The sequence below is a fragment of the Mesobacillus sp. genome (assembly GCF_047739415.1).
GTDB lineage: Bacteria > Bacillota > Bacilli > Bacillales > Cytobacillaceae > Mesobacillus.
The window spans coordinates 1-13,204 of sequence record NZ_JBIQOE010000055.1 but is presented as its reverse complement, the minus strand read 5'-3'; the positions used below and the strand labels follow the sequence as shown (position 1 = coordinate 13,204).

The window sequence follows — 13,204 nt, the reverse complement described above, 5'->3', positions numbered from 1 at the left end:
GTTAAAGCCCCAGCCGGTTAAATGAAGCGGGGGAGTGCCTTATGATTAATTTATAATCAATTGGAGGCGAAATATAATGAAAAAAGTGATGTGTTTTGGTTTGGCGGCATTATCGGCTGTTTTAATACTGTCAGGATGTAATAACACCATTCTTGCTAATAACGAAAGTGATGATGAAATCGTTGTTGAGAAGGATAAAGCAAAAGAGCTTGAGGTTGTTTTGAATTTTGGTGCCGGGAAAATGGATGTTGCGGGCGGTGCAGATGAATGGGTGAATGGTAATGCAATCTATGAACCTGAAAAAATGAAACCTGAAGTCTCATATGATCTTAGCGGGAAAGTCGGTAAGGTGGATATCTCCCAGCCAGATCATTTTAAACTTGGAAAGATGAAGAATGAATGGGATCTGAAAATCAGCGAAGATGCTCCAGTGGACCTTGTCGTAAATGCAGGGGCATCGGACACCAATCTTGACTTGAAAGGAATTCAGCTTTCCAACCTTGAAGTGAACGCAGGTGTTGGTGAAATAACCGTGGATCTCGGAGGAGATTGGAAAGAAAGCTTTGATGTCCGTATTTCATCGGGAGTAGGGAAGATGACCGTTATTCTTCCAAAAGATACAGGAGTAAGAGTACGCTCGCAAAAAGGCATAGGCTCCTCTTCCTTTGAAAACTTAATTTCAAAAGGAGATGGCGTTTATGTAAATGAAGCCTACGAAGATGCAAAAGTAAAGATTGATCTGGATGCAGACTTAGGTGTCGGCGAAGTAACATTTAAAACGGAAAAATAAATTGGTTAAAAGGGACGGTTTCAGCATTTCATAATTCGTAAAGAATTGTGGTACTGCGGATCCGTCCCTTTGACATTCTTTTGGATTTTTATGGTAAAGTTTATGTGAGGAGGGATAATGTTGAGATTTAAGATATTTAGAATCATTCATCTGGTCTTAATGGGCGCTATTACAATACCGATCAGTATTTTTATGGCAGCAGGGGCAATTGGTGAAAACTTTGGTGATGACTATTTTGTTGACCCTGGATTCCTTGTGTTTATTTTAATATGGTTAGCTGGTGCTGTTCTCTCTTTTACTAAAAGAGGTGCGAGGTTTGGGTTGATCATTAGTGCATTGCCGCCGATACTTTTCTTGGGGATAATTACTTATACTATTATTAGCGGATTTTTTATATGAGCCTTTCTAAAAGTGGAGCAATTATAGGTCGAGAACAAGATTTTTTACAGATAGTTAGTTTTGGAGTTTTGGTTGATTAAAGCCTTTTAGTGGAACAGGAATAGTAAACAGCAGTAGATAGAAAATGGGGTATAAAATCGATGGACACTAAAAAGGTATTATTGCTGCTATGTGGCATGGACTTATTGCTTGTCATCATGCATTTGGCAGGTTACTTCTTTCTATTCATAAAGCCAACGGGTTATATCATTCCATTAGCGGGGAATTTTTTGGTGTTAGCTGTACTCGCTTATCGTTCAACCAGGTTTAGAAAAAGGTGGACGATCGCTGGTATGACTGTGATTTTACCATTATTGCTGGTTCATAGTTTTATGGTTTTGCTCTGGGATTATAGTTACACGAAGATTGATTCGCCATGGAACAAGCAATCTGTCGTCATTGAATACCGCCACTTTTCATTAGGAGAAACGACATACCAGTACAACTTTTACAAAACAAGATTTGGTTTAGTCGGAAAGCTTCTTGATGATCAATCGATTAAAATGGTTATTCAAGGTACGGAACATCCTGGACTGGATGCAGAAGGAATTCTGGGCATGGAAAGTGCTGAGTGGATCACGGAAAATACGATTCGTTTTCCTGCCTGGCAGGGGATGAAAGAAGTGCATCTTGGTGATTATGAATTGCCAAGAAGTGAGGATACCGAATTGGCAAGAAGTAAGGAATCCGAATCGGCAAGCAGTGAGAAAGAGATTATTGCGGAGATCGAGGCTTTTATGGAAAAGACCAAGAAGCGAGAGAACGGCTACACAATCCATGTAAATGGACCAACTGGTCACACGGTATGACGAGACAGCAGACGAGAACTGGATAGAGGTAACAAGCGAAGGGGACAAGGGGCCGATTCCACGCCAACAATGCACCCGCATCGTGCCCGATGAAGAACGCGGATATTATATGCTGGAGGAATGTACCCATCGATGGGAGTATCCTTTATTTCCTTTAGGCAGCGAGTAAATTTGTGACGGACAGCTATCAACAGATGGTTAAGATTTGACCAGAAAAAAGAACCCATTGGTAAAATTGAGTGTTTACAACAATATAAAATATTCTTGGTGTTAACGTTCAGGGCTATTGGGCTCTGGGCGTTTGTTGGGTAAAAGTCAGGAGTGGCACCGTTTCAGCCCTTTTTAATCAAACGTTTGATTAAGAAAAAAACAAGGGCGGTACTGCCTTTCAAAAATGAAGAATGAAACCTTTTCGGAGTAAAAGCGTAACATTAGATAGGGTCCAACGCAGAATTCTTAGGGGGGTGCATTGTGGCTGCAACGATTTTTTTTACCGTGGTTATTATGGTCCCGATCTATGGCTTGTTGATTTGGACTTATTATGAACCTGAAGAAAGTATCCTGTTTGGGAGTCGCTGGATGTATAAAGAGGAACCGGAAATATCGAATAAAGCTATCCGCTATACAAGGTTCGTATCGATTACTTCAATGGTTGCAATCCCTTTTGCTGTCGTAAGTCTCATCCTGGAAATCTATGTGCTTCGATTAGTATTAGTGATCATTCCGATCGTGTTTATATTCGGGGGACTCAAAATATTCACAGATGATAGAGATCAGTAAAGCGGCGTGATCTTGGAAGGACTTGCAGAACAGTCCCCTGTTTCCCCAGGATTTTGTCGAAGGATATTTCTTTAATGAGAATATTTCGTTCTTTATAATATGATTGTAGGCTGATTTTTCCTAAGGGGGATGAAGATGGCGAAAATCATTGTTACTTATGACCAACCGAAAGACCAAGAAGGTTTTGAAAAGCACTACCATGAGGTTCATATTCCGCTTGTCCAGAAAGTGCCAAATCTAAAAGGTGCAGAGGTTCATCGTGTACTACAATCCATGTATACTGATGAAAAATTGTACTTGATTGCTGAACTGCAGTTTGAAAGTCCGGAAGTTTTGACACAGGCGCTGGCAACGCCAGAATTCCAGGAAGTGCAGGGAGATGTAAAAAATCTAGTAGCCTATCTTAATAAGCCCCCAGTAGTGGCGATTGTGGATTAAGCTATTGGAAGCAAGGGTAGGTTCCCTTTGGAAGCGCGGGTACGACCCTGTGCTTCTTTTTTTCTCTCTTTATAACGGATTGGATAATATTTCTGCCATCGAATCTCATTAATGCGAATATAAGTTATTATAAAGAGAGTGATCCTTTTTACATAGGAGGTTCTTATGAACGATAAAATCGTGTTAATTACAGGAGCGAATTCTGGTATTGGCAAGGCGGCGGCCATCAAGTTTGGCAATGAGGGGTACACCGTCGTAATGGCTTGCCGCAACCTTGAGAGAAGCAAAATTGCCCAACAGGAAATAATTGAAGCGACCAAGAATCCGCATATTGATTTACTGCAGCTAGACATCTCTTCATTCAAATCCATCCACCAATTTTCCACATTGCTCAAAGACAAATATCCCAAACTGGACATCCTGATTCACAATGCGGCTTATTTAAATCATGGGGAGAAAAACTATTTGCTAAGCCAGGATGGCATCGAGCTTTCTTTTGCCACGAATACAGTGGGTCCGTTCCTGCTCACCAGGCAAATGGTTGGGATGCTTGAAAAATCCGACGATGCTCGAGTCCTTCACGCCTGCACGACCAATATCAGGCATTTTTTCGATCCAAAAAGGAAAATTGAGTTCGACAACCTCCAGGGAGAGTTCAAAGGCGAAAGGACATTCAACGCCTATAAAATGTATGGAGATACCAAAATGGCCTTGTTGCTGATGACATTTAAAATGGCCGAAGAATTGAAAAAACACCGGATTAGCGTCAATGCCGTGCAAATTTCGGCTATTAAACTATCGAAAGAAACCATTGAAAAATTTCAGTCAGGCTGGAAATTCGCGGCAAGGATTCAGAATGTATTCAGCGCACCCCGTGAAACAATGGCCGACACCTATTTCCGCATATGCACTTTCGAAGAGTTCAAAAACGTGACAGGCAAATTCATCAACGATAAAAGGAAGGTGATGGAGCCATCACATTATTCCGCCGGACTGGCACAGGATATCAAGCAACTAATGGATCAAAATGTTTATCCTAAATACGCTGAAAATAAAGAGAATATCCAGAAGGTGTGGGATCTGTGTGTCAGCCTGACGAGCGATTCTTTAAGCAGGGTATAGGGAAGCAAAGGGTACGTCCCTACGCTTTAGAATGAAAAAGAAGTGCTGACTGGGGAGCTTTCATTCTTTAAATCTAGCGAGGATTGCTTAAAAAATCGATACTATTTATCAAGAAAGACCAGGTGGACAATATGAAAGGTTCTATTAACATAGTCAAAATGCATTCAGATGATTGGGAAGTGGTTCGAGCAATCTACCTTGAGGGTATTGCTACTGGACATGCCACTTTCCAAAAGGAGTCACCTTCCTGGGAGGAATGGGATCTCGGTCATAATAGGGAATGTCGGATTGTTGCGCGTTTAGATGGAGAAGTTGTGGGTTGGGCTGCGTTGAGTCCTGTATCAGGCAGGAGTGTGTACGCAGGTGTTGGAGAAGTTAGTGTGTATGTCAGTCAAAAACATAATGGAAAAGGGTTTGGCAGCTTGCTGTTAAGATCTTTGATCGAAATAAGTGAGCAAAATGGCTTTTGGACCTTGCAATCTAGCATATTTCCTGAAAACGAAGGAAGTATTAAATTACATAAAAACCATGGCTTCCGGGAAATGGGAAGGCGGGAGCGGATCGGAAAGATGGATGGGGTATGGCGTGATACGATCATATTGGAAAGAAGAAGCAGGATAGTGGGGAATCATTAATTTTGGATAATCATTTGTTACATTGAACCGTTGAGATCGGATTTCTCTCCCTTTTAGTGGCTGATTGGCTAATATAGTTTTTCTGTGATTGAATTTCAAGTACCAAATATATTTCAATCTGATAACAATTCCTTAAAAACTTCCCTTTTAGTCCGAAGAATGTGATAATATGACGGACAAGTTAAGTGAAAGGGGAGTTTTTTTATGATGAAGCGCATTTTAACAGGAATTCTTTTATTGAGCGTGGCTGTCCTTGTGCTTGGCGCATGCAGCAATGATAGCTCAAAAGGGAATACTGAGAAAGAAAATAAAGAAGATTTGGTTGCGACAGTAGATGGAAAAGGGATTTCAAAAAAGGATTATGAGAAAGAGCTGGACGTCATGAAAGCAACTTATGAACAGCAGGGCATGCCGGCAGATCAGATGGACAGCAAGCAGAAGAAAGAACTCGAAAAGTCGGTTCTGGATCAAATGATCAATGCAGAGCTGCTTCTCCAGATAGCTGAGAAGGACGGCATCTCGATTGAAGATAAAGAAATCGATGCAGAGCTGGAAAAAATCAAAACCAACTTCGAAGATGAAAAACAGTTTGAAGAAGCACTGAAAAAGAACGAAATGACTGAGAAAGAGCTCAAGGCCCAGCTGAAAAAGCAAATGACGGTCAATAAGTATCTGGACAGTAAGATCGGCAAGCTAGAAGTAACCGACGAAGAAATCCAGGCCAGATATGACCAATATAAAGAGCTAGCAAAAGCCCAAGAGCAAGAGCCCGAAGAATTAGAGAAGATCAAACCACAACTCGAGCAGCAGGTTATCTCTGAAAAAGAAAATGAAAAAATCAGCAAGTTGATTGAAGATCTCCGCAAAGAGAATGAAGATAAGATTGAAATCATTAAGGCGTAGGAAGCTTTCCTATGTTGTATAAACTAAAGATCTTGAAATAAAGCGTAAGGTAAAGGGGATGGACATTTGTCTATCCCCTTTTAACTATCGTTCTCCTTTAATGTCGACATAAATCTATTCCGATACTTCGCTTTGTTGAGCAATTGTTCAATATCTTTCAGAATGGAATGGCGCTCGTCTTGGTTTTCGGCATTCATTAATTGTAACTTCAAATGTTTTAATTTCACTTGTTCTTCTGTAGAAAGATTGCTTTTCATATGTGAATCCTCCTTTAGATTAAAAACATTAATACTAGAATAAATGGAGGATATTAAGAAGATGCAGGTGATTTATTAAGACTTTTTTAAGAAGAATTAACCGATAGCGAAGGATCCGCTGTTATCCATTGGTTGCTGAGTAAACTTGCATGCTAGGCTATTTTTGCCCCCGTTTTGGAAAAAGAAAAACCTGATCTCATTGGATCAGGCTTTACCTCCAAGGCTGAACTGGCTGGTAATATCGGATAATGACTTAGCAAGGCTATTCAGCTTTATACCGATTGCATCGGTGGCTTCCATCTGTTCGACTTGAACCTCGCTTGCTAGAAGCATTTCTTCAGCGCTTGCCAGGGTTTCCTGTGAAACGGACAGGAAGCTGTCGGCTCTTTCAGATAATTGCGGGAGTGTGTTTTCAAGGTTTTCCAGTTCACCTTGCATGGAGTGGAGCTTGGAGCTCACGACGGAAATCCCTTTCATTAGTTCATCGAAGGAAGTTTGTGAGCTGCTTGCCATTGATAGGTTTGTTTTGATTTTTGAGTGCATCTCATCAAATTCTGCTGTTGCTCCGATTGTAATCTCCTCCATTTTACCGATCGCCGAGGTTATTTCCTCAGCCGTTTTCGCAGATTGTTCGGCGAGACTGCCGACTTCATTTGCGACAACAGCAAAGCCTTTCCCAGCTTCCCCGGCACGGGCTGCTTCAATCGAGGCATTGAGCGCGAGCAGTTTTGTCTGGTCGGCAATCGCCTTTACCATGCCAACAAGCTTCGTAATCGAATGCGAATATTCTTTTACCTGATGCACTGTATTGGCTAATTGTTTGAAGTCCGTTTCAAAAGAGTGAATCATTGAGATTAATTCGCCCAGGGTTTTTTCGCCATTCACAGCTGATGCATTCATTGTTGCCGAACTGCTGAACACACTGTCCATGTTCGTTGCCATGGCTTCAATCATATCCTTCATATCTGTAAAACTTCGAACACTTGTCTCTGAGCTGGCTGCGGTTTGTTGTGCTCCTGTTTTGACGAGATGGATTGCCGCGACGAGCTGCTGACTGCTTGCCAGTGAGCTTTGAGAAGAATCCTTCAGCTCATTGCCGGTATTGCCTAACTCTTTCGTCGTTGCAGTCAGTTCAGTAACCATTTTCATCATCTGCTCAATCATGCTGTTGTAGCTTTTTTGCAATGAGTTGATTTCCGGAATAGAGGTATCTATGTCAGGAGCACTTTGAAGATGCCCATCACGTACCTTTTTCATTGTGTTTCTAAGCTCGTTCAAAGGCTTCGTCAGTTTTTTGACAAACAGGCTGATCATAAGCGTCGAAGCTAATAGACTGATCAAGATGACAACGATTGTAAAATAGGCCATTTCATTAACAGGCCCCATATATGTACTGGTCGGGATCACGATGACATAAATTCCGTTGATTTCTTTCATTTCATTAAAAGCAATCGTATAGTCTTGTCCATTGAATTCGGAATGGATCACCCCGTTCTTGGACTGTTGGATGGATTCAATCTGGCTGTCAGAAAAGTTATACTCTGACTTTTTACTTGCGTTGAAGGGAGCAGCTTTTCCGTCGCTAATATAGAAGAAATCAGAAGCAATTCCATCATCCTTAAGCTTTTTCTGCTGTGAGCGTACATTAGCTTCCAGCTGCTGTCTGAAGTATTCTTCGTCACTGATATAAACAAATTTCAAATTCTCTGCTATGTATCCTATTAATTGTGCTTCTCTTTCAAGGCGGTGCTCGACCGTTTCCACAGCCATATTCCTCGCCTTCATATACGAGCTGACACCCACGGTGACAACTGAAACCATCAGAAGAGAGATGAATAAGAGCAGCAGGCGGGTGCCCAGGGTGAAAGATGAAAGCCTGGTTGTAAACTTCAAAATCATTACCTCCAATTATGATACTATCGACCTATTAAATTCAGTATACAGAGACTTTGTAAATTGACTGTTAAGGTTTTGTAAGGTTACTTTTTCTATTTATGGAAGGGTAGGGACCAGTCCTGCTTTATCGAGTTTACGTCGGTTTCTATGAGGTTGGCAGAATTGGATAACGTGGTGAATGAAGACAAACTGAGAGCTTTCCTTCACATAGATTTTGCTCCTAGAACGGCAATTATAATGAAAAGCAGTGGTGGGCTTGTCTCCACACTTCCGATATACTTCCATATTTCCCCCTGAGACATCCTCATCCTTGATGAGCCTCATTAAATGGCCCATATCTTCAAAATGTTACCGCTTCCATTCACTATCTCGGCCATATGCTCACGAATGCCCCCATATCCCTTGAAACCAAACTTGAGGATGTTACCATTAATAACGTTGGCAAAAGACGAACGGTATACGAACACTTTTTGAATGAGTGATTGTTTCTGCTGTTTCAGCCGGATTCACAAGGAGGTATTGGATGTTAGAGCAAGATAAGAAGATAAAAAGAGTTGTAATTAAGATTGGCAGCAGTTCGCTGACAAGTATGCATGGGGAAATCAGCCGCCGTAAGCTGGAGAACCTGGCGAACCAGATTGTGGCCTTGAAGGATGCAGGCTATGAAACAGCGGTTGTTTCATCTGGCGCTGTGGCTGCTGGGTACCGCAAGCTTGGCTGCATTCAGCGACCGACTTCATTGCCGGAAAAACAGGCTGCCGCTTCGATTGGCCAGGGCCTGTTAATGGAATCTTATTCAGAACTGTTTTTATCTCATGGGTATGTCGCTTCCCAGATTTTAATCACGAGAAGCGATTTCGCAAATGAAAATCGCTACAACAACATGAAAAATACATTGAACGTCTTGTTGGAGAGAGGGATCATCCCAATCATCAATGAAAATGACACGGTTACGGTTGACCGCCTGCGTTTCGGCGACAATGACACATTGTCAGCGAAAGTGGCCGCGTTGATTGAGGCGGACCAGCTGATCATCCTTTCCGATATCGACGGATTGTATGACGATAATCCGAACAACAACCCAGACGCTAAGTTGCTTGATAAGGTCCATGAAATCACTCCTGAAATCGAAGCAGCAGCAGGCGGCTCCGGAAGTGCAGTTGGTACGGGCGGGATGAAATCGAAAATCTCCGCTGTAAAAATTGCGATGGCATCCGGTATCGATTCGTTTTTAGGGAAGGCCGACAGCATGGATATCCTGGTAAAAGCGGTGAACGGAAGTGCAAAAGGAACGTATTTCAACCAGGATCCTGAAGGCTTCAACCTCGACAACAACCAGCAATGGATCGCATTCCATTCCGGACCTGAGGGCGAAGTGATCATCAGCCCTGAATCAAGGACGGCAGTGATCGAGGATCGGAAAAACATCCTCCCATCAGACATCCTTCAGGTAAAAGGAAGATTCAGCAAAGGAGCTGTCGTCAGAGTGATGGATGAAAACGGGGAAGAGATTGGCCTGGGAAGAATCAATTACTCTAGCGGAAAATTGGAAGAGACACTTATTGAAGACGAATGTGAACGAAAAGAAGCAATCGAACAGGACACATTTGTCTGTTCACGTGATTTTGCAATGCCGGTATCAGTCTAAAAATTTACAGGAGGCGTTTTGATGACATTGACAATGACTCAAACAACGACAGTAGAAGAGCAAGCAATCGCAGCAAAAAAGGCAGCTAAGAAGCTAAGCATCCTATCTACGGAGGAAAAAAATGAAGCCCTGCTTATCCTGGCAGACGCTTTGGATAAAAATTATGAAGCGATTTTAACTGAGAACGAAAAGGATCTAATGAACGGGAAGGAAAAAGGCTTCGAGGACGCATTCATGGATCGCCTGGCACTTAGTCGCGAGCGAATCGCAGACTTTGCTGAAGGACTTCGCCAGGTCGCTGAGCATGCAGATCCAGTCGGGGACGTCCTTTCAGACTGGACACTGGAAAACGGACTCAATGTAAAAGAAATCCGCGTTCCGCTAGGCGTCATCGGCATGATTTACGAAGCGCGCCCGAATGTAACTGTCGATGCAGCAGGACTTGCACTCAAATCAGGAAACGCCATCATTTTGAAAGGCGGATCCTCCGCACTCTCCTCTAACAAAGCCATCGTCGACATCATGCACCAGGCACTCGAAAACACAAAGGTGCCAAAAGAAGCCATCCAGTTCATCGCCACAGCAGACCGCGAAGCAACACAGCAGCTGTTCACGATGAAAGAGCACATCGACGTCCTGATCCCGCGCGGAGGCGGAGCGTTGATCAAGGCAGTCGTTGAGAACGCTACGGTTCCAGTGCTAGAAACCGGAGTAGGCAACTGCCACCTGTATGTCGACGAAGAAGCCGACACCGAAAAAGCACTCAACATCATGATCAACGCCAAAACAGACCGCCCGGCAGTCTGCAACGCGGCAGAGACACTCATTGTTCATCAAGCATGGCTTGAGAAAAACAAAGAGCAGCTTGCTGCTGCATTCCAAGAGAACGGCATCACTGTGCATGGAGACGAAGCAGCAGCGGCAGTACTTCCAAACGTAGTGCCAGCGACCGAAACCGACTGGGCTGACGAATACCTGAGTCTCGATATCGCTGTAAAGGTAGTCGGCAACATCGACGAGGCCATTGACCACATCGACCAGTACGGCACAAAACACTCAGAAGCCATCATTACTGAAAATGCTGAGAACGCTAAGAAGTTCCTTCAGCTAGTAGATGCCGCAGCGCTGTATCATAACGCATCCACTAGATTCACAGATGGAGGAGCGTTAGGATTTGGTGCAGAAATCGGGATTTCTACACAGAAGCTTCATGCCAGAGGGCCAATGGGATTGCCGGCGCTGACTACGAGGAAGTATGTAATGGTTGGGGATGGATTGGTTCGATAATACATTATCTATTGATATAGAAGTAAAAAGAAGGCTTTCCTTATCATTTTTGATGGGGAGGGCCTTCTTTTGATGTAGGAAAGTGTTGAAAGGGCAAGATTCGTTGGAAAAGGTACCCTTATGCGAAGGAGAATGGCTGCATAAGGGTACGATTACCCCGAAAAGGTACCCTTATGAGAAGGAAGAAGGCCACATAAGAAGGGTACGATAAGCTCGAAAAGGTCCCCTTATGCGAAGGAGAAAGGCTGCATAAGGGTACGATTACCCCGAAAAGGTACCCTTATGCGAAGGGACAAGGCTACATAAGGGTACGATTAGCCCGAAAAGGTACCCTTATGCGAAGGGACAAGGCTACATAAGGGTACGATTAGCCTGAAAAGGTACCCTTATGAGAAGGGATAAGGCTACATAAGGGTACGATTAACCCGAAAAGGTACCCTTATGAGAAGGGAGAAGGCCACATAAGGGTACAATTAACCAGTATCGAGACTAAAGCGGTTCAAGAGTCTCGGCAAATGTAAAAAAGTAGGAAGCAGAACCGTCCCGTGTCTTAATAAGTTGAAACTTTTAAAGGAGTGTATCGTAAATCATTAGAGGTGACTTTAATGATTGAACTATTATTTCTCTTTGTTTTGTTATTGCTTACAACTCTTGCTCGGTATATTATATTTGAGGCATTTGAGCCACTGATGTTTACGATGATTTTACTGCTTCCAGTAGGCTCACTTTCTATTTATTTGCTCAGTAAAAGGTTCGCAGAAAAAGAGCGTGCTTATCAGCCGAAAAATATCGAAGGCTGGTCATTTTACAATATCCAAAAATCATTACCCGTTCAGAAACCTCTTTTTAAAGGGAAAGCTAAAAGAGGATACATAAAACGGTAATTTCAGCAGAAATGGAAATATATCTTTGGTGATCTTTTTGGTTTTAACTGGTATCTTTCAATAGAAATTGAAATCGACAATGATGTATACGATGTACAATGGTATCGAGAAAAATGGTTCACCCAACAGGATCAATGGAAGATCTATAAAAATGGAAACCTCGTTGGTCAAGCCCAAACACAAGTAAATCTGAAAAATGCACTGAAACTAATTGAATGCATTAAGTTTAGATTTCCTGACACTACTTTTGTTTCTTCAGCAATGACGATCACATCAACCATTTCACTAACCCAAGACAAAGTGCTGCTCGGCACAATGAAACGGAACCATATCATCAGCAATGTACAAGTATTAGAAGTACAAGAAGCAAAACCAGAATACCTTGTCGCGCTGATCCTTCACTCCTATTTTTTCAAAAGTAAATAAAATACATAGAGACACAGACATATCTCAGGAACTTTTACGACAGGGACTCACGCAGGCAAAATGCTTCTCATTTGGCTCTATCGCTTATCTGAGGAGACGAAAGAACCGTCCCTGTGTCTCTTCTTTTAGGTATTTCGTCCAAGAATGGATGCGGTGGTCCCTGAACAAAAGAAGTAAAGGAAGATCCTTTACTTCTTAAATAATAAATCAAATAGTTATACTAGTGCCGTCAAATTTAGTAAGGGAAAATCTGGCAAAACTTTCATTATAGGTTTTCCTATAGTCTTTGAGAATAGCGAGTGCGACCGATTCTCCCAGTTTAAGGCCCTCTATTCCATCAGAACGCCAATGAACACCGGCAGTATCCCTGCCAAGGGCAATGTTGGAGGCCAGTTTATTTAATTCTCCTCCGATTGTCAGAGGAGTGCCTTTGTAAGGCTTTAAAGACAGTCCGTCAGTTTTTGCTTCTACGGGGTTTGGAATGATAAAGGCTTCATTGAAAAAAGCTTTTAGTACGGTGATTCCTGCGCCGGCAATGCAAGCGTGTCCCGCAGGATAGGCTGGGTGTGTCGGGCAGCCCTCTGGGTAGGCCATAGGAAGCAGGTGAGTACCAAACTGTTTGAAAGTTTGACGAAGGGCCTGAGACTCTAATGCTTCATGGTGGAATGGATAACTGGCTTTACCAGTTAGATGATTGTGGATGCGTCCTCCGAATTCCTCCGGCCTAAGCCTGCGATGAATCAAGAACTTTTGACACCATGCAGCTTTTAACGCTACGGAGGCTACCTTGGATACCAGATCAAGAATGTGGGCAGCACCAAAGGTTACAAATCCGCCTTCTGTTGTTGAATCCAGGTATGGATTAGCAGGATCAATAGCTTCATTTCCAAA

14 protein-coding genes are annotated in these 13,204 nt (G+C 42.7%); 11 read left to right on the top strand and 3 right to left on the bottom strand.

Annotation, left to right across the window (positions count from 1 at the left end; genetic code table 11):
• Positions 1-76 precede the first annotated feature (76 nt).
• From ACH0QE_RS05135 to ACH0QE_RS05100, 8 genes are all read left to right on the top strand, one after another.
• Positions 77-790, top strand: a complete 714-nt coding sequence (locus ACH0QE_RS05135) for a toast rack family protein (protein ID WP_415799616.1) — start codon at positions 77-79, stop codon at positions 788-790.
• Positions 791-907: 117 nt separating this feature from the next.
• Complete coding sequence (locus ACH0QE_RS05130) at positions 908-1,189, top strand: hypothetical protein (RefSeq protein ID WP_415799615.1); 282 nt, start codon at positions 908-910, stop codon at positions 1,187-1,189.
• Between the two features lie 140 nt (positions 1,190-1,329).
• The gene (locus tag ACH0QE_RS05125; RefSeq protein ID WP_415799613.1) at positions 1,330-2,037 is read left to right on the top strand and encodes a hypothetical protein; all 708 of its coding nucleotides are present in this window, start codon (positions 1,330-1,332) and stop codon (positions 2,035-2,037) included.
• Between the two features lie 471 nt (positions 2,038-2,508).
• Positions 2,509-2,817 (top strand): hypothetical protein, encoded by a 309-nt coding sequence (locus tag ACH0QE_RS05120; RefSeq protein WP_415799611.1) that lies wholly within the window; start codon positions 2,509-2,511, stop codon positions 2,815-2,817.
• 135 nt (positions 2,818-2,952) lie between these two features.
• Positions 2,953-3,255, top strand: coding sequence for an EthD family reductase (locus ACH0QE_RS05115; RefSeq protein ID WP_213371667.1), 303 nt, complete (start codon positions 2,953-2,955; stop codon positions 3,253-3,255).
• Between the two features lie 165 nt (positions 3,256-3,420).
• The gene (locus ACH0QE_RS05110; protein ID WP_415799610.1) at positions 3,421-4,377 is read left to right on the top strand and encodes an SDR family NAD(P)-dependent oxidoreductase; all 957 of its coding nucleotides are present in this window, start codon (positions 3,421-3,423) and stop codon (positions 4,375-4,377) included.
• 131 nt (positions 4,378-4,508) lie between these two features.
• Positions 4,509-5,012 (top strand): GNAT family N-acetyltransferase, encoded by a 504-nt coding sequence (locus ACH0QE_RS05105; RefSeq protein ID WP_415799609.1) that lies wholly within the window; start codon positions 4,509-4,511, stop codon positions 5,010-5,012.
• 204 nt (positions 5,013-5,216) lie between these two features.
• Complete coding sequence (locus ACH0QE_RS05100) at positions 5,217-5,915, top strand: SurA N-terminal domain-containing protein (protein WP_415799608.1); 699 nt, start codon at positions 5,217-5,219, stop codon at positions 5,913-5,915.
• An 80-nt stretch (positions 5,916-5,995) separates the two neighbouring features.
• Here the strand turns inward: ACH0QE_RS05100 and ACH0QE_RS05095 are convergent, their stop codons facing one another.
• A complete protein-coding gene (locus tag ACH0QE_RS05095) occupies positions 5,996-6,172 on the bottom strand; it encodes a hypothetical protein (protein ID WP_415799607.1) in 177 nt (58 codons plus the stop codon).
• Between the two features lie 204 nt (positions 6,173-6,376).
• Entirely contained in the window at positions 6,377-8,071 is a 1,695-nt protein-coding gene (locus ACH0QE_RS05090) for a methyl-accepting chemotaxis protein (protein WP_415799606.1), read from the bottom strand.
• Positions 8,072-8,591: 520 nt separating this feature from the next.
• On the opposite strand from ACH0QE_RS05090, the gene proB reads away from it, so the two are divergent.
• The 3 genes from proB (at position 8,592) to ACH0QE_RS05075 (ending at position 11,887) form a co-directional block, all read left to right on the top strand.
• On the top strand, positions 8,592-9,716 hold the full coding sequence (gene proB / locus ACH0QE_RS05085; protein WP_415799605.1) for a glutamate 5-kinase: 1,125 nt from the start codon (positions 8,592-8,594) through the stop codon (positions 9,714-9,716).
• Positions 9,717-9,734: 18 nt separating this feature from the next.
• Positions 9,735-11,003 (top strand): glutamate-5-semialdehyde dehydrogenase, encoded by a 1,269-nt coding sequence (locus ACH0QE_RS05080; protein ID WP_415799604.1) that lies wholly within the window; start codon positions 9,735-9,737, stop codon positions 11,001-11,003.
• 605 nt (positions 11,004-11,608) lie between these two features.
• Positions 11,609-11,887 (top strand): hypothetical protein, encoded by a 279-nt coding sequence (locus ACH0QE_RS05075; RefSeq protein WP_415799603.1) that lies wholly within the window; start codon positions 11,609-11,611, stop codon positions 11,885-11,887.
• 633 nt (positions 11,888-12,520) lie between these two features.
• Here the strand turns inward: ACH0QE_RS05075 and ACH0QE_RS05070 are convergent.
• Positions 12,521-13,204 (bottom strand): vanadium-dependent haloperoxidase (locus ACH0QE_RS05070; protein ID WP_415799602.1); only part of this gene is annotated, 684 nt, incomplete at its 5' end.

Bases quoted from the DNA above. Each gene is read 5' to 3' on its own strand.
- ACH0QE_RS05100 (WP_415799608.1), top strand. From the start codon at position 5,217: ATGATGAAGCGCATTTTAACAGGAATTCTTTTATTGAGCGTGGCTGTC.
- ACH0QE_RS05130 (WP_415799615.1), top strand. From the start codon at position 908: ATGTTGAGATTTAAGATATTTAGAATCATTCATCTGGTCTTAATGGGC.
- ACH0QE_RS05135 (WP_415799616.1), top strand. From the start codon at position 77: ATGAAAAAAGTGATGTGTTTTGGTTTGGCGGCATTATCGGCTGTTTTA.
- ACH0QE_RS05125 (WP_415799613.1), top strand. From the start codon at position 1,330: ATGGACACTAAAAAGGTATTATTGCTGCTATGTGGCATGGACTTATTG.
- ACH0QE_RS05115 (WP_213371667.1), top strand. From the start codon at position 2,953: ATGGCGAAAATCATTGTTACTTATGACCAACCGAAAGACCAAGAAGGT.
- ACH0QE_RS05110 (WP_415799610.1), top strand. From the start codon at position 3,421: ATGAACGATAAAATCGTGTTAATTACAGGAGCGAATTCTGGTATTGGC.
- proB (WP_415799605.1), top strand. From the start codon at position 8,592: ATGTTAGAGCAAGATAAGAAGATAAAAAGAGTTGTAATTAAGATTGGC.
- ACH0QE_RS05105 (WP_415799609.1), top strand. From the start codon at position 4,509: ATGAAAGGTTCTATTAACATAGTCAAAATGCATTCAGATGATTGGGAA.
- ACH0QE_RS05095 (WP_415799607.1), bottom strand. From the start codon at position 6,172: ATGAAAAGCAATCTTTCTACAGAAGAACAAGTGAAATTAAAACATTTG.
- ACH0QE_RS05090 (WP_415799606.1), bottom strand. From the start codon at position 8,071: ATGATTTTGAAGTTTACAACCAGGCTTTCATCTTTCACCCTGGGCACC.
- ACH0QE_RS05075 (WP_415799603.1), top strand. From the start codon at position 11,609: ATGATTGAACTATTATTTCTCTTTGTTTTGTTATTGCTTACAACTCTT.